The 24,935-nt window shown below is 58.8% G+C and carries 15 protein-coding genes and 1 pseudogene; 6 read left to right on the forward strand and 10 right to left on the reverse strand.

Going from position 1 to position 24,935, the window contains the following annotated elements:
• Nucleotides 1-873, reverse strand: a complete 873-nt coding sequence (locus tag ACP7E4_RS13860) for an ABC transporter permease (RefSeq protein WP_426114499.1) — start codon at nt 871-873, stop codon at nt 1-3.
• On the reverse strand, nt 870-1,898 hold the full coding sequence (locus tag ACP7E4_RS13865; RefSeq protein WP_426114501.1) for an ABC transporter ATP-binding protein: 1,029 nt from the start codon (nt 1,896-1,898) through the stop codon (nt 870-872). The genes ACP7E4_RS13860 and ACP7E4_RS13865 overlap by 4 nt, the downstream gene beginning before the upstream one ends.
• Nucleotides 1,899-2,147: 249 nt before the next feature.
• On the opposite strand from ACP7E4_RS13865, the gene ACP7E4_RS13870 reads away from it, so the two are divergent.
• Nucleotides 2,148-2,984 (forward strand): IclR family transcriptional regulator, encoded by an 837-nt coding sequence (locus ACP7E4_RS13870; RefSeq protein WP_426114503.1) that lies wholly within the window; start codon nt 2,148-2,150, stop codon nt 2,982-2,984.
• A gap of 162 nt (nt 2,985-3,146) precedes the next feature.
• Here ACP7E4_RS13870 and ACP7E4_RS13875 read toward each other — a convergent pair whose 3' ends face one another.
• The 6 genes from ACP7E4_RS13875 to ACP7E4_RS13900 form a co-directional block, all read right to left on the reverse strand.
• Entirely contained in the window at nt 3,147-6,491 is a 3,345-nt protein-coding gene (locus tag ACP7E4_RS13875) for an ImcF-related family protein (protein WP_426224893.1), read from the reverse strand.
• A 9-nt stretch (nt 6,492-6,500) separates the two neighbouring features.
• Nucleotides 6,501-7,598 (reverse strand): hypothetical protein, encoded by a 1,098-nt coding sequence (locus tag ACP7E4_RS13880; RefSeq protein ID WP_426114507.1) that lies wholly within the window; start codon nt 7,596-7,598, stop codon nt 6,501-6,503.
• A 136-nt stretch (nt 7,599-7,734) separates the two neighbouring features.
• A complete protein-coding gene (locus ACP7E4_RS13885) occupies nt 7,735-7,998 on the reverse strand; it encodes a PAAR domain-containing protein (RefSeq protein WP_426114509.1) in 264 nt (87 codons plus the stop codon).
• 231 nt (nt 7,999-8,229) lie between these two features.
• The gene (locus tag ACP7E4_RS13890) at nt 8,230-9,510 is read right to left on the reverse strand and encodes an SEL1-like repeat protein (RefSeq protein ID WP_426114511.1); all 1,281 of its coding nucleotides are present in this window, start codon (nt 9,508-9,510) and stop codon (nt 8,230-8,232) included.
• On the reverse strand, nt 9,510-11,324 hold the full coding sequence (locus ACP7E4_RS13895) for a phospholipase D-like domain-containing protein (protein WP_426114513.1): 1,815 nt from the start codon (nt 11,322-11,324) through the stop codon (nt 9,510-9,512). Before ACP7E4_RS13895 ends, ACP7E4_RS13890 begins: the two co-directional genes overlap by 1 nt.
• Complete coding sequence (locus ACP7E4_RS13900; protein ID WP_426114515.1) at nt 11,321-14,062, reverse strand: type VI secretion system Vgr family protein; 2,742 nt, start codon at nt 14,060-14,062, stop codon at nt 11,321-11,323. The genes ACP7E4_RS13895 and ACP7E4_RS13900 overlap by 4 nt, the downstream gene beginning before the upstream one ends.
• A 1,025-nt stretch (nt 14,063-15,087) precedes the next feature.
• Between ACP7E4_RS13900 and ACP7E4_RS13905 the strand changes: the two are divergent.
• A pseudogene (locus tag ACP7E4_RS13905) lies at nt 15,088-16,380 on the forward strand (methyl-accepting chemotaxis protein); the annotation flags it as partial.
• Nucleotides 16,381-16,404: 24 nt separating this feature from the next.
• Here the strand turns inward: ACP7E4_RS13905 and qhpR are convergent.
• Entirely contained in the window at nt 16,405-17,460 is a 1,056-nt protein-coding gene (gene qhpR / locus ACP7E4_RS13910) for an AraC-like transcriptional regulator QhpR (protein WP_426114517.1), read from the reverse strand.
• 447 nt (nt 17,461-17,907) lie between these two features.
• Between qhpR and eat the strand changes: the two genes are divergently transcribed.
• From eat to ACP7E4_RS13930, 4 genes are all read left to right on the forward strand, one after another.
• The gene (eat, locus tag ACP7E4_RS13915) at nt 17,908-19,263 is read left to right on the forward strand and encodes an ethanolamine permease (protein WP_426114519.1); all 1,356 of its coding nucleotides are present in this window, start codon (nt 17,908-17,910) and stop codon (nt 19,261-19,263) included.
• A 13-nt stretch (nt 19,264-19,276) separates the two neighbouring features.
• Nucleotides 19,277-20,668, forward strand: a complete 1,392-nt coding sequence (locus ACP7E4_RS13920; protein ID WP_426114521.1) for an ethanolamine ammonia-lyase subunit EutB — start codon at nt 19,277-19,279, stop codon at nt 20,666-20,668.
• A gap of 9 nt (nt 20,669-20,677) precedes the next feature.
• Complete coding sequence (gene eutC, locus ACP7E4_RS13925) at nt 20,678-21,496, forward strand: ethanolamine ammonia-lyase subunit EutC (protein WP_426114523.1); 819 nt, start codon at nt 20,678-20,680, stop codon at nt 21,494-21,496.
• A gap of 166 nt (nt 21,497-21,662) precedes the next feature.
• Complete coding sequence (locus ACP7E4_RS13930; protein WP_426114525.1) at nt 21,663-23,291, forward strand: diguanylate cyclase domain-containing protein; 1,629 nt, start codon at nt 21,663-21,665, stop codon at nt 23,289-23,291.
• A gap of 11 nt (nt 23,292-23,302) precedes the next feature.
• Here ACP7E4_RS13930 and ACP7E4_RS13935 read toward each other — a convergent pair whose 3' ends face one another.
• Nucleotides 23,303-24,925 carry a methyl-accepting chemotaxis protein gene (locus tag ACP7E4_RS13935; RefSeq protein WP_426114527.1) on the reverse strand — a complete coding sequence of 541 codons (1,623 nt, stop codon included), beginning with the start codon at nt 24,923-24,925 and terminating at the stop codon, nt 23,303-23,305.
• Nucleotides 24,926-24,935: the final 10 nt, after the last annotated feature.

The following is a 24,935-nucleotide window of genomic DNA, read 5'->3' on the forward strand; positions in this document are numbered from 1 at the left end:
TCATTCCCCCAGGGTTTTTTTATAGCGGCCTTCGACCATGCGGTTCCAGGACAGCATGACCAGCAGGTTCACCAACAACAGCGCCACGGCGATGGTCGCGCCCATGGGCCAGTTCAACTCCGAGAGGTATTGGTCGTAGACCACGGTCGCCACCATCTTCAGGCGTCTGCCACCCAGCAGACCGGGAATCGCGAAGGAACTGGCGGACAGTCCGAACACAATCAACGTGCCGGACAACACGCCGGGCATTACCTGCGGCAACACCACCAGACGCATTACCTTGGCCTGCGATGCGCCAAGGGACAGCGCCGCCTGTTCCGCCGCCGGATCGAGCTTCTGCAACGAGGTCCAGATCGGGATGATCATGAACGGCAGCATCACGTGGACCAGCGCGATAATCACTGCGAACGGCGTGTAGAGCATCTTGATCGGCCGGCCGCCCAAGGCTTGAATCCCCTGGTTTATCAGGCCGTCGGCACCCAGCAGCAGACTCCAGCCGAAAGCGCGCACCACCACCGAAATCAACAGCGGCGTGAGGATCAGAATCAGGAAAATCGAACGCCAGGGCGTGCCCATGCGGCTGAGGATGTAGGCCTCTGGAACGCCGATGATCACGCAGAGTAATGTAACCAGCGCGCTGATCCAGAAGGTGCGCAGGAAGATCTCGTAGAAGTACGAATCAGTCAGGACGCTGAGGTAGTTGGCCAGCGTGTAGGAGCCGCTCTTGACGCCCACCTCGTAGTCAAAAACGTTGAACGAGAGGATCAGGGTCAAGGCCAGCGGCAACAGCAGCAGGCCAACGAACAGCGCCAGCGCGGGCGCCGATAAAAGATAACCGCGCCCGTCCTGGCGCATGGCGGTGAGCAGGCTCATGGGTGCACCTCGTCGGCGTCCAGCACACGCAACAAACCCGCCCGCCAATCCATGCCGACCGCGGTGCCTTCTTCCATGGGCGCTTCGCCGTCGTTACGGCGTACTACGGTGAGTTCGCCGATGGCGGTGTCGATGCGATACAGCCATTGGCTGCCCAGAAAGTAGCGGGTGATGACCCGGCCTTGCAGGCGTCCGCTGCCAGCCGCCACCAGATCGATTTTTTCCGGGCGCAGGCTCAAGGTTAGTGCGCCATCACCGGCAACGTGACGCACCTGGGCGCAGCCATCGGCATCCAGATCACCGGGCAACATGTTGGCCTTGCCGACAAATCCGGAAATGAAGCGCGTGCGCGGGTGTTCGTAGAGTTTGTAAGGTTCATCGATCTGCGTGATGCGTCCGGCCTGCATCACCACCACGCGATCACTGATCGACAGGGCTTCGGCCTGATCGTGGGTGACCATCAGTGTCGTGATGCCCACTTCACGCTGAATGCGGCGAATCTCGAACTGCATTTCTTCGCGCAGATTGGCGTCCAGGTTCGACAGCGGCTCGTCCAGCAGCAACACCGGCGGCTCGATGACCAGCGCTCTTGCCAGCGCGACCCGTTGGCGCTGCCCGCCGGACAACTCCCGAGGGTAACGCGTGGCATGTGGGGTCAGGCGCACCAGCTCCAGCACTGTCGCAACGCGGCGCTGAATGTCTGCGGCGGATACTTTGCGCATGCGCAGGCCGAAAGCGACGTTATCGGCAACGCTCATGTGCGGAAACAGCGCATAACTCTGGAACACCACACCCAGGCCACGGCTGCTGGGTTTGGCATGAGTAATGTCGCGACCGTCGAGCACGATGCGCCCGTCACTGACGTCAACGAAGCCGGCAATCATTTGCAATGTGGTGGTCTTGCCGCAGCCGGAAGGGCCGAGCAGGGAAACGAATTCGCCTTTTTCCACCGCAAGGTTGGTGGCGACGACGGCGTCGATAGCGCCATAGCGCTTGGAAAGACCTTCGAGTTGCAGAAAAGCCATGGCTGCATTCCACCTTGTTTATCAGGCGCACCGGGGCACGCGGTTGGTAAAAGGGCAGAAGCGAAATGAAGTCATTCGGTTGCAGTGGACGTTGGTGCTCGATCTGAGTCGGCTACCAGGTTTTGTTCATATCGCCCTGTGGACTGAGAGTAGGACGAAGACTAGGATGGGTGAAAGGGACAATTTCACTGAATGACATTTTTTTTCAGGTTCATTCGTTTGGCGAATTAAATATTGGAAATTACGTCAATGGATTTCACTGAGCGGAATGAAAATCCGAAAGATGTTGGTGTCGGCGCTGTCTCACGGCTGTTCGCCGTGCTGCGTTGCCTGGGCGACTGCGCTGAAGGTGGCGAAAGGGTCACGCAACTGGCCCAGCAGGTCGGCTTGTCGCAGCCCACCACGCATCGCCTGCTACGCAACCTGATGGACGAAGGCATGGTCGAGCAGGATCAGCGCAGCAAGCGCTATCGGCTGAGCATCGAGTTTTTTGCGTTGGCGGCCAAAGCGGGCAACACCGGCAACTTGCGCGATCTGGTACGACCCAGCCTGTTGCGGCTATCGGCTTCTCTGGGGGATTCACTGTTCCTGCTGGCGCGCAGTGGCTTCGATGCAATCTGCCTGGACCGCAGCGAAGGCCCGTATCCGATTCGCACCTTCACCGGCGATATCGGCGGCCGTGTGGCACTGGGCGTGGGGCAGGGCAGCCTGGCGATTCTGGCTTACCTGCCGGAAGAAGAACGCGAAACGGTCATTCGCTACAACCTGCCGAGGCTCAAGGATTTCCAGCTGTACGACGAGGTTTTCCTGCGCTCGGAAGTCGACAACGTCCGCCGCCTCGGTTACGCCGCGCGCAACACCGGCGCAATACCCGGCATGGCCGGCCTGGCAGTGCCGATCTTCGACCGCGAAGGCCGCTCGGTAGCCGCCCTCAGCGTCGCCACCATCAGCGATCGCCTCGGCCCGGATCGTTTGCTGACCGTCGTGGAATTGCTCAAGCGCGAAGCCGCCGTAATCAGCGCGCGGATCAACCCGTTCGATCCGTCGCTGCGCAGGCCGAGTCAGGTGTTTGGGCAGGGGGAGTAGGGGGCTGCTATTCCAAAAATACGAATTTGGTGGTCATGAACACCGCGAGGCGCCATTGCGACGCCCCGCGAAAAGATTCGCTACGTACATATCCCGTATACGAACTGGATTGAAGTTTCGCCGTAGCGACCATCCATCTTCAGAGACTTTTCTGCAGCACGTTCAATTTCGCCTAACGAGAAATATCTCCTTTGGCATCTTGAACCCCCGCAACTTGAGCAGCGCCATCGGCCCCGCGCCGAGTTCGGTGCGCAGATGCCAGGTCAAACCGAGGCCGTCGGGGGCGGTGAGGACCATGCGGTAGCGGCTGTCGCCGTCGTCCAGCAGGGTCATTTTGGCGTTCTCCAGCAGGCGGATCAGGCCCCAGGTGCCTTGATAATTGCCGAACAGCCGTTCGCCGGTGTGCACGCTGGTCCAGGTCAGGCTGGCGCCCGGATGGTCGCTGCGGCCCGGCCAGTTAAAGCGCTGCCATTTTTCCCGCTGGTTGAAGTACTCGTGTTTTTCGCCGTTGAGGGTGAAGGTGGTTTGCACCACGTTGCGCACGGCCTTGCCGCTCAATTCGAAACTCAACCCCATGCCGCCGTCGGTGTAGAGCACGTCGGCCAGATGGCTGAGCTGGTTGATAGCGATCAGAAACTGCGGGTTCAGGCGCAAGCCCTGGCTGTGCCGCGTGTCCGCGACCCATTGGCTGCCTTCCTTACGCAGTACGCCGCTGAGTTGGCGCTGCAAGAACTGCTCGATGCGCCCGGAATCGGCGCGGATCATTTGCCCGAGCATGGGCAGCGAGATGTCGCTATTGGTGGCTGCAAAAGGGTAACGACCGGTAAAGGCGCTGTCCCAGTCGCTGACAACCGCACGCTGCCACTGTTTATTAAGGCTCGCCGCCGAGGGTTGCAGGACTTTTTGCCAGGCTTGATCCAGCGGCTGCACAAACAGGGTCTGGCCCACTCCGGCCCACTCGGCCCCGAGACTCGCAGCGATCAGGCGGCCATAGGATTGGGTGTCGGTCAGGTCGATGCTGTTGCCCTGAAACACGGTCTGCGCCAAGGCCTGAGTCATTTCCAGCGGGTCGGGGGCGTTGCTGATTTGCTGCAACTTCAAGCGCACGCGCGTCACGCGGGTCAGAAACGCCTGCACGCTCAGGCTGTCGTCGCTGGGTCCACTTTCCGAGCCTTTGCCGAGCAGCGCCAGCAAGGGGCCAAAGGTGGCATCCAGCGGGCCGCGCTGCCCGAGCCCCAACTGGTCGATCACCGGGGTCGCGTCCTGTTTGATCAGTTGCTGCGCCGACTGGATCAGCGAGTCAGCCAAGGCTTGGCCACGCGTACCGGCCTGGCCCTGCCACGCCAGGGTGTTCATCAACGCGATGACCGGCGATTGGCGCACATCGCTCATCAGCGTCAACCGGTCGATCACTTCGGCCAGGCTACCGGCACGCTGCCAGCGCAGGCTGTTGAGAAACGCCAGCCACGCACTGCTGTAATCCTCAAAGTAGCGTTGGGTGAGGCGTTCGCGCAGCACATCCGGGGTCAGTTCGGCGGCGATGTCCGTCTGGCTGTCGCTGAGTACCCAATCGATTTGCTCGCGGCGTGCGTCGGCAATGTCATCAATCGCCTTGCGCACCTGACCTTCCCAGGCCTGACGGGTGAACACGCCGGGCACCTCGGCACCCGAGGACAGCAGCGCCAACGTATCGGTGTCGCCGACCATGTCGTGCAGGCTCAATGCCGGAGAATGATTGGCCGCCGCGTCGAGCACCTTCTGGTACAGGTTGGCCTCGGCATTGCGTTGGCCCAACTGACCCAGCAGCACTTGTCGCGCCTGGGCCACCAGTGTCGGATTGGCTTCAATGCGCCAGTCCGGATGCGTCGCCAGTTGCTCGCTGTAAAACTTCCAAAGTCCGGGCGACAAGCCTTGCCATAATCCCGGCGAAATCCCTTCACGCTCGGGTTCGGCATTGCCCAATGTCTTGCTCAGAAAAGCCGCATGGACTTTTTCCGGACGCGCCATCATCAGGTAGGCCTTGAGTTGCAAGTAAGCCTCGTGCGCACGCTTGGCACGTTCGGGGCTGTCGGGCGGCAACTTGACCAACGCCTTGAGCTGACGTTGCAGATTCGCCGCCGCCGGGTCGCGCATCAGGCGGTTATTGGCTTCGATATAACGCGGCCACACGGCATCGAGCAGCGCCTGATTCTGGTTCAGGCCAAAGCGCTGATACCAGGCCGCGCCATGTTCGACGCGATAATCCAGACGCGCCATTTCCCGCACCCATTCGTTCAGCGCTTGCAGTTGCGCATCACCATTACCGGGCTTTTGCAGGGTCGCCAGTGACGTTTGCAACTGGGCGATTTGTTGCCGATTGCTGGCGAACGACAACAGCATGCCCGCGCCCCACAGCAGCGCCAGGCTGAGCATCAAGACGTAGCCGATGCGGGTGGCGGGCCAGCCGAGGCGACGACCACGTGCATCTGTGTTACTCAACACTCCGGACCAAGCCTCATCAACCTGAAGCGTATGAGGCAATCCGGAAGCTGCATTGGCGGGTTGCGCCAGGCTGAACCACAAACCACGCAGCGGCAGACTGCGGGCGAAATCACCAAGCAACGGCGCCAGCGCCTGCCACCAGCGGGCAATGCCCTCGGTTTGCAAATCGCGAGACAAACGAAACAGGAAATCATGACTCTGCTCTGCCTGCAGCTGCGCCATGCCTCTTTCGCGCAGTGGTTGTAGAAGCTGTTGCAGAGATACTTCGATGTCCGCGCCCGACGCTTTCTGCGGCAGAAGACAACCAACCTGTTCAACGGCGCGTCTGGCTTGCGGCCATTCACTGGCGCAAACCTGCCAGAGGTGCAATGGCGTCTGCCAGCGCAAGGCGCGGGCCAGTCGTCGAAGGTAACTGGCGCCAGTGCGCATCGCCTGTACGTCATCAAGCTGGTCTTCAGTCAGTACCCAGACTATTCCGTCCAAAGGGCACTGTTGGCGCAAACGCCGCAACGGTTCTATCCCGCCGTCGGGCAACTCATTCTGCGTACTGCCGCCCCAAAACAAAACGGTGCCTTGGCCTTCGACCCAGCGCTGCTCCATCAGGCCCGGCGCTACCATTGCAATTTGCTCGGCTTCGCCGACCACCCACAACAGGCGCACCTTGCGGTGCCAGAAAAAGCCGTATTGCTCGCGTAGATGAGTTTTGATGGTAGCAATGCGCTGGGTAATTTCCGCATTTGATTCTGACGAAGAGGATGCGCGCGTGGGTTGAACCCCATCATCAGCCTCGGGCTGGGGATAAACCGAACTCCCCATTCTTCTCCACAGAAACGAGCCACCACCCAGTAAAGCCGCTACGACAACCGTCGTCACGGAGCTCACCCAAAGCCACGTTGCTTGCCGATCGCTGCCATCCCGGATACCTAACCATTCAGGACTACGCCAGAGCACTGCACACAAAAAAGCGCCGAGCACTAACACCATGCCAGCCATCACCGCCAATCCAACAGAACGTCGAAACTGCATCTCGTATCCCTACTTCGAAAGCGGTGGCACAGGCATCAATACCGTGCCCCAAAGCCCCGTCTCGACGGAGCTGTTGCCACTGAAAATGAGCTGCGGGCCAGCGCCGCGCTCGATTGTCTGCGTCGCAGCGGCAATCGCCAGCCACGGTGATGCCTGGCCCGGCTGGCCCAACAAAGCATCTAAATTACAAAGCCCGTGGTCGTTATTCGCGGGCATGCCTACCTCACTCAGCACCGTATTGATGGCCACGTCTCGCTGCACATCGGTACCCACTCGCCAAGTCTGTTCAACGTCACGCGCGGCGAGTGGTACCCAGTCCAGGGCTTGGCGTACGGCATAGAGCAACGCTTCGGTAGTCGGCTCGCGCTCCAACTCCGGACGGTGCAGGTAAGCAATTGGTGCCAAGGTGGTTTGCGTCAGCCGGTTGCCAAGCAATATCCCCACCGCTGCTTCTGCCGTGCCTTCAGGTTGCGAAGGTGCAATCTGCGCCGCCACTACCAATAACAACCCCGGATCATTGATGCGTTGATCGAGCCACACATCGAGCGCGGCCAGGCCTTTGTCCTCGGCGGGCACTGCCAGCTGACGAATACCAGAAGCGGCCCATGCCTGTTGCCAGACGCGTTGCACCAGGTCCTCGGGCAAACCGCTGTCGATTTCCATCAACAGAGCCAGTGGGGGTTTTTCCGATAGCTGCATCAAGTTGGGCGCTAAATCGACAAGCACGCATGTCAATGCCTCCAGCAACAACGCTTCGGATGTCTCGGCGTCGCTGGATAGACGGCTGTGGCGAATCGCTGCCACGCCCTGCCATGAGGGTTGTGCTTTGATCGCCTTGGTACCACTGAGGAAAGCATCCAGTTGTACCGAGCCGCTCGGGTCCCCGGAATCACGCAGGGCGGTGCGTGCGCTAACACTCAGCACTTGCAGAGAACGCCGGCCACGACGAACACGGCGTAATCCATCCGCCTCACGGGCATCGTCCCAACCATCGGCAGCACTCGCCTGACCAAAGAACAACAAAGCACGAACGAAACCCAGCGCGCCCCATCCCAACAGCGGTACGCCAAGCGCTACAGTCCAGAAGTACTGCGACTGCTGTCGCAATACCTGACCTCCGAACGTCAGCGTAAGACCTACCCCAGCCAGCAAAAAAATCGGAAGCAAGGTCAACCAGAGCCAGAGACGCGGCCGTGCAGGCCGCATCGCCAAAGGTGAAGTTGATCCAGTCGCACTGGCATGATCAGCTCGCGCCCGCTTCTGGCAGTGACGAAATCAATGCACAGCCACACGCGCAAAGATGGCCGTTAAATGCGACCGACACGCTATTGTCCTTAAAGACCGGATGGCCCTCGGCAATCACCGTCGGGCCATGGATAGGAATCGGACATATCACCGGATCACCTACCCGTGCTACGCCAATACCGCCAAACTTCATGACTGTTGATCCGGCGAGAACTATGCCGCCGCTGATGGTTTGGTCGCCAATGCGAATGATGCCTTTCATGTTTTCGTACCTAGTAGGTTGAGTGTGTTACGAGCCATATCCAGTAAAAACGGGTTCGTGGAAGCTCGGCGAACCGGGCATGGGTGTGCCGGTGGCCGGTCGATGACTTTGGCCTTGGCCAGTTCGCGAATCAGTACTTCGCTGGGTTTATGACTTTCGAAGAGCGCATCTCGGCGGCACCACAACCAAGCAGGATCGCGCTAGGTAGTACCAATGCGAGGGAGCAGCACTTCATCCGAGCAACCCCCACTCAACCACTTCGTTGCGGAATGTCGTTTTGTCCGAGAACGGCCATGGGCGCAGGTGGTAGCGTTCGACGGTCTGGATCGGAAAAGCTTCACCCTCTTCGAAGTGGCGGATAACCTCCGGCCTTCTGACCGTGCGTTCCGAGGACCAGATGACTTTCCAGTAGCCGCCACGCGGGCAGGCTTCGCCGCTAAAGCAGATGAGTACAGGAAATCGGGCCTGACTGAAGCCTGGAGAACCGGGCATGGGTTTGCCGGTGGCGGGGTCGAGGACCTTGGCTTTGGCCAGTTCGCGAATCAGCGCTTCGCTGGGTTTTTCGGGCGGGACATTGGCCTTTCGTGCTTCCACCCATTGCAGCTTGCCGTCCCAGGTGGGCAGCGGCGCTGGCGGCAGGGGAACGATTTCGTTGATTTCGGGGACTTTGGGGTTGGCGTAGGAGTAGTTCGCCAGTATTCGCCAGATTTTTTTATAGCGTTCGGTGCGTTCAAGGTCTTCTTGTTGGTCGAGGTAATACAACCGGTCGTCCGGCTTAGGGCCACGAAAACCTTTACCCAAACGGGAAGCTGAGCTTTCTTCACCCGCAGACACTCCTAGCTGAAATGCTTCGAGCGCCTGTTCATAATTTCCATCCGTGGACAAGTCAATGCCTAGTGCATTAGCAGCTTCACCATGACCCTGTTCGGCGGCACATCGGCGCAGTTGTCGGGCGATATTCGGAGCAATATCAATTGGCGCTAGTTTCGCACCCACATCGTATTGGGCTTGGGCACTGCCAGTATCGGCTGCCTTGCGGAAGTAACGCAGGGCCATTTCCGGGTCCTGCTTCAATCCGGCTGCGCCTTGCTTCAAAAAAATGCCGACAAAGTAATAGCCCGTGGCTACACCCGCATCAATCAGGTTCTGGCTCAAGCGCAGATGTTCGTCGCCACTAACCTTAAAGTGACCACGCATACTGCCGTTTTGCAGGTTGATATTGGCCTTGTAATGGCCGTTTTCGGTAGCAATACGGTACAACCGCTCGACCTCGGCATCGACGGTTTTGTCTTGTTTTAGCTGATTGTTTTTCTGTAACCAACGAGCGTATTGGAACAGCGCATCGGCCTCAGCGGGCGGCGCGGGAATCTTTTCGTGCCCGCAAGTGAATGCCAGCCTGGCCTTGGCTTCGGTGAACGGGTTCATGGGAATGTCCTTGTTCAAGTGGGTTAGGCCGCCGTTGTTATCGCAAGCGGCCAGCAGCAGGCATGACAGCAACAAGAGCCAACGCATTAGTCGAGGTCCTTGAGTGTGTCTTTGCCGTAATAGAACTCGACGAGGGAGGCATGGGGAGCCATTTTTTTGATTTGGAAGTCTTTGTTCGTCTCAATGATCTCCTTCCATGCGATAAATGCCTCCGCTGGATCATCCTGCGCCCCCCTCCCTTTCGTATGGAGCTTCCACAACCGCCGCCGCAACGCCTCGGTCACACTCGCCCACTCATGGGCAATGTTCATTTCGCTGTCGACCTGCATGCTGCGGGTGTTGATATTGGCCGAGCCGTGGGTGGTGAACACGTCGTCGATGATCATCAACTTGGAGTGGATATACACCGGCATCCAGTCCTTGCCTGCCGGGGAATCGTCGGCCACCAGTGAGCAGATATGCACTTTCAGGTTGGGCATATCCATGTCCGGCAGCTTTTCCACCGGGTCGGCCTTGATTTTCGCGACCTGCTGTTTGAGCTTGATCTGCGCGCTATGGGTGGCGCCGTCGCGTGGATCCGACAGGGTCGTGCGCGACATCTGCTCATTCGCTTGGGCTGTTGCCTTTTCGATGCGTCTTAGCTTTGTGATTTCGGGAATGGTGTCGGCGCGCCCCAGGCTTTCGAGCATGCGCTGGGTGTTCACGGTGCCCGCCCCCATGCCGTCATCGGTGGCGTTGGTAATGACGAACAAATGCAACGCACCATGCACGCCAGGATCGCGCCCCCATTTGGTATGGCCTTGGGCAACCTGTTTGATCAGCTCGGCCAAAGGCGGCCAACGGAAGTACTGGTTTTCGATGTAGATGAACTGGGTGGCGTTGTTGACGGCCTGTAAGTACAGCCGCTCGATATCGCGTTTGCCCTCTTGCACCTGAGTGCGTACCAGTTGCGCCAGTTGCCGCGTGGCACCGGGAGTACATTGCAGTTGCGGGCCGATCTGTTTGGCTTGGCGCAGTTCCAGCAAGTCCTCACCGGTTTCCTTGCGCCAGGCCGTGGCAAAGTTGTGGTGCAGATGTTCCAGAATCGGCCCACTGACCTGGCTGGAAATATCCTGACGCGGGGTATCACCGCGGGGGCCGCGGTTGTACTCAGGCTTGGTGTCCTTGGTGCGGTTTAACGCCGAATGCTTATCGGTGTCCCAATACTCATCCAGCATGTTGTGACCCATGACGAAGCCGACGGCGCGATCCGCTAATTCGTAGTCGACCAGCACGGTTTTTTGATGGTGGGTGACTGTTGCCTGCAGTGCGAGGCGCATCAGCTCGCTGACTTCCGTGTCGAGACTATTGTTTTTCACATCCTCACCAATCCTGGCCCGATCCTCCAGACTGAAGTCGCGACCAACGAACAACGGAATGCCATCCCCACTTCGCTGGGCAGCTTTGTTACCTGCGACGGCGTACTCTTCAAACCATTTCCGGTCGAAGGCATATTGCGAAAACGTGGCGCTTTGCAGCTCTTTATCCCAACTTCCTCCCATCCCAGGCAGGTTGGCCTCGCCCGCGATGCCCGCAGAATTGCCGAACATCTTCCAGCCGAGCACCCGCACACGCACGCCTTCACGGGCCTTGACCCGAAGTAGCTGACCGATGCACAGGGCTTTTCCGTTCCGAATGAAATACATCGAGGGCTGAAACCCCCAACAGACGATATCGATGGATTTGGTGGCCTGGGCGATCGCCAGATGCACAGCCTTGAAGGCCTCTTCACCATTGACCAATGGCTGATAGGTCGCCATTACGGGATGGTATTCGGTGTCCTCGACGTACCAGGGTGGGGTGCAAGTGACCTGATCGGTTTGCTGGAGCGCAACAGGACATGTGGTGACACGCTGTTTCATTCTGATTTCCCTTTCTGATTGCCAAGTCCTTCCATCGCCTTCAGATACAAGGCGCGATGATCTGAATTTGAGGCAGGGCGACTCACTCCGGCATCGGTTTGAGAGATGTGTTTGCGCAGACCAAGATTGGCCAGTTGCCCGTGCTCGGGGTTGCTGTACTCGCCAGGAATCGGGACTTCAAACTTCACGCCATTGGATAGTTCCACCACGTATTGCCGAGTCACGACCTGATGGTCGATTTTCAGTTGGCCGGTGTTGTCCAGTACGCCTTGTTGCAGCGTCGCACCGTCGGCATACAGCGTGTACGGCATACCCGCCCAGCCTTTGCCGGAGGCGTTGGGAGTTTGCGGGACCTTGAACCGCAACACCTGGCTGGACAGACTTTCGCTGGACAGAAGTTGCGGATAATCCGGATGCGTAGCCTTCATGCTCGCGGCGCCGCTGTACTCAAAGCTCGCCGACTTGACGTTGTAGTCGCCCGCCGAGCCGGATTCGATGCTGTTCGCGTCGAGGGTTATGTAGCTGCCGCCGCCGTTGAGGATGATTTTCTTTTTTGCGGTGATGTGGATTTCATCTTCGGTGCTGGTGATTTTCAGGCCATGTCGAGCCATCAGTTCCAGGCGGTCGTTTTGCGCCTGGATGTTCACCGCCCCCTGATTGGCGATCAGCTTGATACCCAGCTTGCGCACGAACAGGCTCACGCCTTCGCCCACGTCGATAAACAGGCGTTTCACCACGCTGATGTCGGCTTCGGCGCCCGCGTTGAGTATCAGGTTTTTCTGCGCGGCCAGTTGCAGATGCTGGCCGCTGGTCAGGGCGATGCCTTTGGGGGCGCTGAGCAACAGCACTGAGGTCTTGAGCTGTTCGAGGTCCTGCTTGAGCAGGTTCAGTTGCGCCTGTACATCGGCTGGATCGGCATTCGCCGCCTCGCCATCGACAGACAGGTTTTGCAGTTGCTCGCCAGCCTGTTGCAGTCGATTGATGGCCTCGCTCATGTCGAGCACCTGACCCTGCGCCTTAGGCTGCGCATCCGCACTGATAAAAATGCCTTTGCCACCCCGAATCGCCCCCCAGCCATCGGTCCTCAATTCAAACCCTTCGCCGCGCTTTTTCTTCTCGGCATCGACCAGGTGCCCGAGATTCAGCTGGCTTTTGCCGCTGTGTTCGGTGCTGAGTTTGATGTGCTCGGAGCCGCGCAGGTCTTCCATGCGCAGTTTGTTGTTGGCCGGGGTGCGCAGGACGTTGCGGGTGTAGTCGCGTTTGCGCAGGGTGACGTGGTCCGGGCGGCGGTCATCGTGCAGGGCGTGGGCGATGTAGGGGCGGTCGGGGTCGCCTTGTTCGAAGGCGATGGCCACTTCGGTGCCGGCAATCAGCGGCAGATGCAGGCCGTGAGTGTCGCCGGCATAAGGGCGCGCGAGGCGCAGCAGCATGCTTTCCTGGCCGGGTTTCCAGCTGTCGCGGTCGAACAGGAAGTTGACCCGATAGTAGCCATCCCGGTCGATTTCGGAATAAGGGGCGTTTTTCTGCGGGCTGGTCACGCGCGCCGGTACGGTGCCGGCGATTTGCGGCTTGGGCAGCAGCGGTGGCCGGAAGCAGACGGTTTCGGAATAGGGAATGGCCTCGAAGGTCACTTCAAAACTGCGATCACGGGCGGCGCGGGTGATCAGCCGGGTAATCACTGCGCCCGGCGCGAAGGCCTGGGGTGCGCCGTCGGTGATTTTCAGGACCTGACCGAGGGCCAATGTCGCGCTGCTGCTGACGCCGCTGAGTGTGGTCTGGCCGTTGAGGTAACGCTCGTGGCGCAAACGCGCGTAGAAAAAACCGCTTTCGCTTAACAGGTCTTCGTCCTGATTAAGGCGGTCACCGAGCACGGTGTACGGTTCGGCGTAATGATAGGCCTCGCCGTAGGTGGTTTTCGCGCCTCGGGTCTGATCGACTTCGCCGTTGAGCCAGGCATTGGCATCGCGATGGTGATAGGCGCGAAAGTTGATGTTCTTTTCCACCACCTGGTGGCTGGTTTGCAGTTGCCATACGCCATCCTGCCCGCTGCTGGTAAAACCAGACGGCGAACGCAAGGGCAGTTCGACACCGAACTGGTAATGACGCTGGTCGTCATGAAACTCAACAACATCAATCTTCAAGCGTTGGTCGACGGTGAAGCGAAACCAGATACCCACTTCGGCCAGCAGCCGGGTAATAAACACCAAGTCGCTTTCGCCGTACTGCATGACCTGTTCGCGTCTGGGGTAGTCGCGCGCCAGTTTGAACAGAAAGTCCTGACCTTCGAAGTTGTGCCGACTGCGCAGAATGCTCTCGACAATAGTCGGCACCGACTGATGCTGATAAATGCGGAACTGTTTGCCCTTATCGAGCAGTGCCATACGCGGTTGCAGGGTCAGTGCGTAACGGGCTTCATCGTTGGAATCGGACAGGCGCTTGAAGCCAGTAACCACCCCATGCAAGGTGCGCAGCAAAATTTCCGGCTTGTCCTCGGAGGAAAAGGTCGTCTTGAGCACGGGTGCCCGTGGCGCGGCGTGCAGGGTGAACGTGGCTGAGCGACCAAGCATTTTCTCGACCGCAATGTCCTGCTGAGTCGAGGTGAATTCCACGTCGTACTTGAACGGCTGGCTCAGATGTTCTACGCCCTCGAAGGTCAGAACATCGAGCGTTGCATCGACACCACTGACTTGCAGTTTGTGGCGACTGTGGTCGAAGAAAGCGCGCGGTGTTGGGGACATGTTCAGGCCTCCTGTAAGACTTGCAACAGAACGCTACCTAACGGGAGTAATAAGATATTTCCAACAACACGCGCGGAATTAACGCGCAGAAAGGGGCTGCGCGATAACGCACAGTCAATTCTTATAAACATTAATAAACATCCTTTTAAACAAGCCGAAGATTGATTAACGAACCGCCCCCCAAATGCGCCTATCAATAAGGCAGTCGCGTTTATATCGCTAACTACGCGCTGAACAGGCATTGCCGGTTACCGATAAATACCTTATGCAAAACATATAGTGGGGGCGGAGCGTGCAACAATGGATTATCTATGGCCTTGATTCCATAGCCGAACCCGGATTCAGGAAATTTCCTATGTATTATCGGAAGTGCCCTACAGCGAAGCACTAAAGCATCTCTGAGGTTGACATCTGATTACGATCACTTTTTTGAAAATGAAGCACAAACAAGGTCATATCTTGCACTCAATTTTCAGCCGGTTACTTGGCTTGGGCCGCCACCGTGAATTTCACCGCACTGCAGGCAACCGAAACCCGCGCAGCTGACCGACCAACGACCCTCAAGAACCCCACAGGACAGCCGATGCTCCGGGAGTAGGTTGCGTGACGAGGCGTGTGCCCGGAACGGTAGAACAGGGAAGTCGAAATTATTGGGTTCATGCCAGGCATGGGTCCGTCTCCCTCCCGAGGTGCTTGTTATGTCCAAATCCCTGAGGCTGCAGATTCTTGGCCTGCTTGGTGGCAGTCTGATTCTGGTGCTGTTGATCGCGCTGGCCTGTTTTCACTTCCTTTCCAGCAACGTGCAGTCCTATCGCGGCTTGCTTGAAGGACCGCTGCGCGCTTCACAGTTGGTCGATGAAGCCAATCTGCAATTCAAGATTCAGGTCCAGGAATGGAAGAACGTGCTGCTGCGCGGCAAGACATCGGCTGACCGCGATAAATACTGGGCGCAGTTCGAGGAGCAGGAGCGTCTGGTTCAGGAGGCCTTGAACAACCTCTCGGCGTTGCAGGGCACTGAGCAATCGGTAAAAAGCCAGGTGCAGAAGCTACGCGAAGAACATCAGGTGCTCGGCGCGGCCTATCGCAAGGGGCGCGATGCGTTCGTTGCCGCTGGCGGCGATCCTGTCGCGGGCGACATAGCCGTCAAGGGCGTGGACCGCGCTGCGAGCGAACAAATGAGCGAGTTGGTCGACCAGTTGCGCAAGCAAAGCGGCGAGCAGTCGCTGCTGATCAGCAACACCGCGGACCGCACCATTGTGCTCGGCGCGCTGGTCATGCTGGCTTCGGCGATTCTGGTGGGGTTATTGACCCTGTGGATGGTCAATCGCAACCTGATTACGCCGATTCGCATGCTGATCGACTATGTCTCGCAGTTGAGCGAAGGCAAATTTGCTGCGCGGGTCGATATCACTCGTCAGGATGAGTTGGGTCGTCTGGCGATTGCCGCCAACATCCTGCGTGATTTTCTCGCGGACACCTTTACTCGGCTCAAGCGCAGTACGTCGGATCTGGACACGGCCGGCAGCGAATTGAATTCCATTGCCGCGCTGATGGCGCAAGGCACCCATGAGCAATTTGAGCGCACCGATCAGGTGGCAACCGCGATGACTGAAATGTCGGCCACGGCACAGGAGGTGGCCCGTCATGCGGCGCAAGCGGCACAGGCCGCCGACGAAGCCGATCATCATGCTCAGGAAGGCGGCAAGGTGATGAAGGCAACCATGGCGACCATCACTTCCATGCGCAACGAAATTGGCAACACCGCCAGCGTGATTCATCGTCTGGAAACCGACAGCGGGCGGATTGGCAAAGTCCTCGAAGTGATTCGCGGCATTGCTGAGCAGACCAACTTGCTGGCTTTGAATGCGGCCATTGAAGCGGCGCGTGCCGGTGAGGCCGGGCGCGGCTTTGCGGTAGTCGCCGATGAGGTCAGAACCCTGGCGCAACGCACTGCCGCGTCAACTGCCGAGATCAACCAGATCATCAATTCCGTGCAGACCGGTGCCATCGACGCTGTGCAGGCGATTCAGGGAGGTCAGGCGCGCAGCGAAGAAAGCGTCGAGCAGGTGACCAGTGCGGGAGCGACTCTGGAGCGCATCACCACGGCGGTGGAAGCCATTCGGGACATGAACCGGCAGATCGCCACCGCTGCCGAAGAGCAGACATCTGTGGCCGAGGACATTTCCCGTAATCTCACGGAAATTACCGCCATCGCCAGCACCAATCAGGACAACGTCAAGCGCACTCAAGCCGCCAGCCATGATTTGCATGGCCTTTCGGTGGGGCTCAACGATGTGATTTCACGCTTGAGTGCTTGAGGTCGATGTCTGGAACTGACCGTTTCAAACACTCGCCGCGCTGCGCCACTGCCTCGGGCTTAACCCGAACCAGCGTTTGAACGCGCGGGAGAAGGCGCTGGTTTCCGAGTAGCCCAGCAGCGTAGCAAGCTGGGTGACGCTCATGTTCTGCTGCTGCAAATGGGTCATCGCGGATTGCTGGCGGATCTGATCCACCAGTTGCGTGAAATTGACGCCGTGTTCGCGCAACCGACGTTGCAGCGTCCATTCGGACAGGCCCAGGGTTTGCGCGATGTCTTCCAGCGCAGGTTCGCCCAGATGCAGGACGGCAGTAATGGCCTGTCGCGCTTGATCGAGCACGCCGGGCTCATTGCCACTTTCGCCCAGTTGACGAATGGCGTCCTTGATCAGCATCAGCAGGATCGGGTCGGCACCGGGCATCGCCCTGGCAATAAGGTCGTGTTTGGGAATCAACACTGAGTTGCAGGACTGACCGAAGCGGACCTGAGTCTGAAACGCTTCACGGTGCTCGTGCCAGTTCTCGGGCTGCGCATGTTCGAACGCGACTTCCCTGGGTGCCCAGTCAGGGCCGAGCACATGGCGCACCAGATTGGTGGCCATGCCCATGGTCAGTTCGGCATCCTGGCGGCGTTCATGGATGGCGCCGTGGCGTACCTGATAATCGAAGCGATAACACTCGCCCTGATCCACCAGCTGGATCAGCGTGCTGTGTTGATGGAACGGAAAAGCCTTGGCGAAGTTGATCAAGGCCGCTTCGAGGGTGGACGAGCACAGGCCGATATAACCCAGCAGGCCGAGCGCCTGGGGTTGGAATTGCTGGCCATAGCGCAGGCCGAAATTGTCACAGGCGGTTTGCCGGGCGGCTTCCTCCAGCACCTTGCAGTAGTTGGGCAGCGGCAGGCTCAAGGTCGGGTGCAGAAGTTGCTCGGGATTGATCCCCGCATGGCCGAAGACGCGATCAAGATCACCGCCATGCTGAACGATAAAACCGTCCAGGCCATTGGCGGCCGCCGACAGGACACCACAATTGCTGGCACTTTGCGCATTTAACGGTGCGGGTGAAAGCAGGGTCTGGAACATGGTGATGAGGGGCCGTCATGGTGTGTATGAAAATAATTCAAGCAATTGTCATACCTTGTTACGGGTAGAGAGCGATGACCTTCGTCCCGTTGGAGCGAGACTTGCCCGCGAAGGGCCGGTACATCCTGCCCGGACGTTGGCTTTCGCGGGCAAGCCTCGCTTCAACGGAGACGTGAAACAGCGTCGACCTGCTACCCAACCACTCACCCACGGCGCAGGCCAAACGCCAGCTTGGGAAGCGAGGTTGCACTGAAATCCCCTGAATTCGTGACCCGATTTAAGGCGCAATAGCCTTTTCGTGCGCTGGCTTGAGGCACTGCCTGCAAAGCGCCGGAAAACTTGACCGCAGAGGACAAATCTCGTTCTCCCCGGTCAAGCCTTGGGTTTGCCAGAGTGACTATTCTCGTCGACAGACAATACCGTCGCTGGCTTCCGGGGTTTACGACCATGACTGCTTCGCAACTCAAACCAACATTGGGCACCCTGCATTTGTGGGGGCTGGCCGTCGGCCTGGTGATTTCCGGCGAATACTTCGGCTGGAGTTACGGCTGGGGCAGCGCCGGTACCCTGGGTTTTCTGGTCACCACGCTGATGGTGGCAGTGATGTACACCTGCTTCATTTTCAGTTTTACCGAATTGACTACCGCGATCCCCAACGCAGGCGGCCCGTTCGCCTATAGCCTGCGCGCCTTTGGCGTTACCGGCGGGACGATTGCCGGATTGGCCACGCTGATTGAATTCGTCTTCGCGCCGCCTGCCATCGCCATGGCCATTGGTGCGTACCTGAATGTGCAGTACCCGTCGCTGGACCCGAAGTGGGCGGCCATCGGCGCATATTTCGTGTTCATGACCCTGAATATCCTCGGCGTGAGCATTGCCGCGACCTTCGAGTTGGTGGTCACTGTGCTGGCCGTCGCCGAATTGCTGGTGTTCATGGGCGTAGTGGCACCGGCATTCAGCTTCAGTAACTTTGCCCTCGGCGGCTGGGCCGGTTCCGATACTTTCGGCATGCCAGCCATCAGCGGCATGTTTGCCGCGATCCCGTTTGCCATCTGGTTCTTCCTCGCCATCGAAGGTGCGGCCATGGCTGCCGAAGAAGCGAAAGATCCGAAAAAGACCATTCCTCGCGCATATATCGCAGGGATTCTGACCCTGGTCACGTTGGCCATAGGCGTGATGATCTTTGCCGGTGGTGTCGGCGACTGGCGCACGCTGGCGAACATCAACGATCCACTGCCGCAGGCGATGAAAGCCGTAGTCGGCAATAATTCGAACTGGATGCACATGCTGGTATGGATCGGCCTGTTCGGTCTGGTCGCGAGTTTCCACGGCATCATCCTGGGCTACTCACGTCAGTTCTTCGCCCTGGCGCGTGCGGGTTTCCTGCCATCCGGGCTGGCCAAACTGTCGCGTTTCCAGACGCCGCATCGGGCCATTCTCGCCGGTGGCGTAGTGGGTATCGCGGCGATTCTCAGCGACGGTCTGGTCAATCTGCAAGGCATGAGCCTGACCGCAGCAATGATCACCATGTCGGTGTTCGGCGCCATCGTGATGTACATTGTCAGCATGCTGAGCCTGTTCAAACTGCGTCGCAGCGAGCCGAATCTTGAGCGCAGCTTCCGTGCCCCCGGTTATCCCGTGGTGCCGGCCATTGCTCTGATTCTGGCGGTGGTGTGCCTGGTGGCGATGATCTGGTTCAACCTGATAATTGGCTGCATCTTCCTCGGGTTGATGCTGGTCGGTGCGGTGTTCTGCAAAGTGGTGCGTGGCCGTGGCGCTGTCCCGGCTCTGGCCAGTCAATAAAGGAAGGATGTGCATGAGCTTCTCCCACAGCATTGGCGCGATGACCTGGCGCTTTGACAGCCTGCGGGAGTTGCTGGCCAAGGCCAGTCCCGCGCGCTCCGGGGACTTTCTTGCTGAAATTGCCGCCGCCAGCGATGCTGAGCGAGCGGCAGCGCAGATGGCGCTGGCGGACGTACCCCTCAAGCGATTCCTCAGTGAGGCGTTGATCCCCTACGAACAGGATGAAGTCACCCGGCTGATCATGGACAGTCATGATGCGGCAGCCTTCTTGCCGGTCAGCCACTTGACGGTGGGCAGCTTTCGCGACTGGTTGCTGGGCGACGAGGCCACCGAAACCAGCCTCAGGGCCTTGGCACCGGGACTGACACCGGAAATGGTCGCCGCCGTGTCGAAGATCATGCGCGTCCAGGATCTGGTGCTGGTGGCGCAGAAAATCCGCGTGGTCACACGCTTTCGCAACACTGTGGGGCTGCGCGGACGGATGTCGACCCGTCTGCAACCCAATCATCCGACCGACGATCCCGCCGGCATTGCTGCCAGCGTTCTCGACGGCCTGTTGTATGGCAACGGCGATGCCATGATCGGCATCAATCCAGCAACCGACAGCGTCAGCGCCATCAGCGAGCTGTTGAAAATGCTTGATGGCGTGATTCGGCACTATGAAATTCCGACTCAATCCTGCGTGCTGACGCACGTCACGTCGTCCATTGCGGCGATTGAAAAGGGCGTGCCACTGGACCTGGTGTTTCAGTCGATTGCCGGCACCGAGGCGGCGAACAGCAGCTTCGGTATCAGCCTGGAGATTCTGCGTGAAGGCCATGAAGCTGGTTTGAGTCTGAACCGAGGCACTCGGGGCAATAACCTGATGTATTTCGAGACCGGGCAAGGCAGCGCGCTGTCAGCCAATGCCCATCACGGCGTCGACCAGCAGACCTGCGAGACTCGCGCCTACGCCGTGGCCCGGCATTTCAATCCGTTTCTGGTCAACACCGTGGTGGGCTTTATCGGTCCTGAATACCTGTACAACGGCAAGCAGATCATCCGCGCCGGGCTGGAAGATCATTTTTGCGGCAAGCTGCTGGGCGTGCCGATGGGGTGCGACATCTGCTATACCAACCACGCCGAAGCGGATCAGGACGACATGGACGTGTTGCTGACGCTACTTGGCGTCGCCGGGATCAACTTCATCATGGGTATTCCCGGCTCCGACGACATCATGCTCAACTACCAGACCACGTCGTTTCACGACGCGCTCTATGCGCGCAAAACCATCGGCTTGCGGCCCGCGCCGGAGTTCGAGGAGTGGTTGATCCGCATGAACATCCTGCGTCAGGATGACAACGGTGTACGGCTCGGGCAGGGAATACCGCCGCTCTTCAGCCAGGCGCTGGCAAAACTCAATTGAGGGATGACCATGAGCGATGACCCGAAAACTCCTGCCCAGGCCGATGCCTGGAGTCAGTTGCGTTCTTTGACCTCGGCGCGCATCGCCTTGGGTCACGCGGGCACCAGCCTGCCCACTGCGGCGCAGCTGGATTTCCAGTTCGCCCATGCTCAGGCGCGTGATGCGGTACACCTGGCATTCGACCACGCTGCATTGACTGAACAGTTGCAGTCGCGTGGACGGGAAGTGCTGACGCTGCACAGCTCTGCCGCTGATCGTAATCAATACCTGCAGCGGCCTGACCTCGGTCGCCGGTTGTCTGCTGATTGCGCCGGGCAGCTGCGTGCCTATGCTCAAAACCATCCGCAAGGCTTCGATCTGGCCTTGGTGGTGGCTGACGGCTTGTCGGCTTTGGCGGTGCATCGGCACAGCCCGACCATGCTCGAACGCATCGACGAACTGGCCGCCGAGCAAGGCTGGAGCCTGGCACCGGTGGTGCTGGTGGAGCAGGGCAGAGTGGCCGTGGCCGACGAAGTCGGTGAACTGCTCAACGCGCGGATGGTGGTGATTCTGATCGGTGAGCGGCCTGGGCTCAGTTCGCCCGACAGCCTTGGCCTGTACTTCACCTTTGCGCCCCGCGTGGGTCTGAACGATGCGGCGCGAAACTGCATTTCCAATGTGCGTCTGGAAGGCATGAGCTATCCGATGGCGGCGCATAAATTGCTCTACTTGATGCGAGAAGCCTGGCGGCGGAAGTTGTCCGGAGTCAACCTCAAGGACGACGCGCAGGTGCATACGCTGGAAGCCGATGTTCCGGCGGGCAAGGGTAATTTCCTGCTCAAGCAATAAGGTTGTGGGAAATTTCCCGTCATTCACAGGCAGCGCTGTCGCACGGCAAACACTGACCTCCTACAGATTTCGTGTCAGTACGGGAAATATCCCATCCAAGGTAGCTATAAATCGAAACTTATCGCACCCTGATGTCATATAGATGGCCTTCGGATGTACGCCGGCGATGAGAAGTAAATATTATCTGGCTGGGAATCGCCCACGCCTGTTCAATAGCGTCGTCACTCGACTGTTGCTATTGGCGCTGTGCATCATCATTTTCGGCGCGGTATTGCGTTATTACGTATTGAGCAACTTCCTGCGCGAAGATCTGGCTGCCACGGTGCAGCGCCAGCAGCTGGCCCTGGCGAGTTATATCGCGCAGGATGTGGACAGCAAGATTCTGCAACGTCAACGGCTGCTGGAACGGGTGGCGGCCGATATGTCCCGGGTTTCACTGGCAGAACCCGGACAACTTCAAGCCTGGCTGAATGAGCGTTATGAATATCAGACGCTGTTCTCCGGGATTGCCATCGTCAATGCCCAAGGAAGTTTGCTGACCAGTGCCCCGATGCTGGATGGCCAGCGCGATTCTGATTATTCCGGGGGTGATTACCTTCAAGCGGCATTGGCGGGTCGTCCGTCTATTGGCAGCCCGAGAACCGACACTGCGGGTGACGGGCCGTTGATTCCCATTGCCGTACCTGTAAAAAAACCAACTGGGGAAACTGTGGCGGTGCTGGTTGGCAACACGGCACTCGCGGCACCGGGTTTTCTGGATTCACTGTTCCACAATCGAATGGGCGAGACCGGCAGCGGGTTCGCCTTGGTATTTCCCCGGGATAAACAGTTTGTCGAGTCATCGCAACGGCCAATGACTCTCAAGCCAGTTGCCAAACCCAGCGTCGATACGCTTAATGATCGGGCCCTGGCCGGGTTTCGCGGGGCGGGAGTTACGGTCAACGCCGAAGGCGCCGAGGAAGTTGCAGCGATGGCGTCCGTTGCAAGTGCCGGCTGGTATGTTGTGGCGCGTGTGCCGGGCAGCGAAGCGTTTGCGACAGTCAATCGTCTGCAACATTTTTTGCTCAAAGGTGTATTTTTCGCGGTTCTGGTGTTTGGGACGCTGTCGGCGTTGGGCATCTATCTGGTCTTTCGCCAGCTGTTCACCGCTGCGGCACAAGCGGACCGCATGACTCGGGGCGAACAGCCGCTGGCGCCGTTGCCGGTCATTCGTGACGATGAAATAGGGCATCTGATTTCGGCGTTCAATCGCCTTTTGCTTAAGTTAAATGCCAAACAAGCCGAACTGGAACGCATGGCGCATCACGATGCACTGACCGGCTTGCCCAATCGGGCATATCTCTCGCAACGCTTGCGCGAGTCCCTGGCGTTGGCGCGCTGCAAGCACACTCATGTGGGTTTGTTGTTCATGGACCTGGATGGCTTCAAGGATATCAATGACAGCCTGGGGCACGACGCCGGCGACGAAGTGTTGCGCCAGGTAGCGATGCGCTTCGCCAGCGTGGTGCGCGAGACCGATACGCTGGCACGCATTGGCGGCGATGAGTTTGTGGTGCTGATCGGTGACCTTGGGGACGATGCCGAAACCGCTGTCAGCGCCGTGGCCGTCAAGTGCATCGACGCCTTGACCGCGCCGTTTTACCTGGCCGATGCGGTGTGCGTGGTGGGCGTGTCGATCGGCATTTCCTGGGGTGACGGCAACAGCTCTGAAAGCTCGTTGTTATTGGCTGCCGATCGGGTCATGTACCAGGCGAAAAAAACCGGCCGGGGCCGGTTCTTGAGTTCCAGGGTCTGATCAGCCCCCGACTAGACCGAAAAGCGCGCCACCAGCCTGTTCAGGTCAACGGCCAGTTGCGAGAGCTCGTGACTGGCAATTGAGGTCTGGCTCGCCGCCGACGAGCTCTGCACTGAAAGGTCGCGAATACTCACCAGGTTTTCATCGACGGACCGGGCAACTTGCGCCTGTTGTTCCGAGGCGGTGGCGATCAGCATGTTTCTTTCGTTGATGTCGGAGATCGCCGCAGTAATTTGCTTGATCGCGGCTCCGGCTTCATGAGCGATCAACAAGGTAGAACCGGCCTCGGCGCTGCTTTGCTGCATGGACAGTACCGCTCGGGTGGAGTCTTTCTGGATGCCCTGGATCATCTGCTCGATTTCCTGGGTCGACGACTGGGTGCGATGCGCCAGGGCCCGGACTTCATCGGCAACTACCGCGAAGCCTCGACCTTGCTCGCCGGCTCGTGCGGCTTCGATGGCGGCGTTCAGCGCCAGCAGGTTGGTCTGCTCGGCAATCGAGCGAATCACGTCCAGCACCTTGGCAATGTTCTGCGCCTGATTGGCCAGGCCTTCGACTTCGACACCGGTTTGCGTGACGGTCGCGCTCAGTTTCTCCAGCGACGCGATGGTCTGGCCTACGCGCTCCTGGCCGGTGCGGGCTGAACGCTCCGATTCCTGGGTCGAGTGCGAGGCTGACACGGCATTGCGCGCGACCTCTTCAACCGCTACGGTCATCTCATTGACTGCAGTCGCGGCTTGCTCGGTTTCCATGGTCTGGCGCTGAATCCCGGCGGTGGACTCCTTGGTGATCGAGCTCATTTCCTCGGCTGCCGACGCCAGTTGTCCGGATGAGTCGGAGATATGCTGGATTGTCCCTTTGAGGCTGGCGAGCATGGCGGCTGTCGCGTTCTGCAGCTCGGTAATTTCGTCTGCGCCGTTGACGGCAACCGGGGTGCGCAAGTCGCCGCTGGCGATTTTCTGCGTACTGCCCAACAGTGCCAGGATCGGTCGGCTGATACTGCGGGTGAAGGTGATGGCCACCAGTATCGTAATGATGATCGTGATCACACTTAAAGCGATGACAAAGGCCTGCCCGCTCTTGAAACTCGCGTCGGATTCTTCGCCAGACTGGATGGCCCCCTTGGCGTTCAGGTCGATCAACGCTGCGAGGGAGGCCTGCAAGGCAACCGCCTGGGGTTTGGTAGTGTCCTGGATGAACACCGCCATATCCTGATAAGTCTGGGTTTTGCTCAACTCCATGAGCTCATCGACTTTGGACTGGTACGCTGCCACGTCGGCCGCCACTTTGTTGAATAGATCTTGTTCCTGTGGGCTGGAAATAAGTGGTTTGTAGGCGTCGACGTTCTGGGTAAGTGTCGATCTCAGTAGCCCGATCTTTTTCAGCGACGCCTCACCGAGTCGCTTGTCGTCCATCACAAAACGTCTGGCATCCAGCCGATAAAGGAGCGCGGCAGTTTCAATCTTGCCGACAGCTTGAACACTGGGCAACCAGTTGCCTTGCAACTCGGTAGCTGAGTCATGGACACCATTGAGTTCATATAGAACCGTACCGGCCAGGGTGATGAGCAGCAGGCAGATTACGCCGAAGCTGATTAATGCCCTGGTGGTGAGCCTGATGGTTCTTATTATCATGGTTAAATTC

The organism is Pseudomonas sp. DSP3-2-3 (genome assembly GCF_049898225.1).
Classification (GTDB): Bacteria; Pseudomonadota; Gammaproteobacteria; order Pseudomonadales; family Pseudomonadaceae; genus Aquipseudomonas.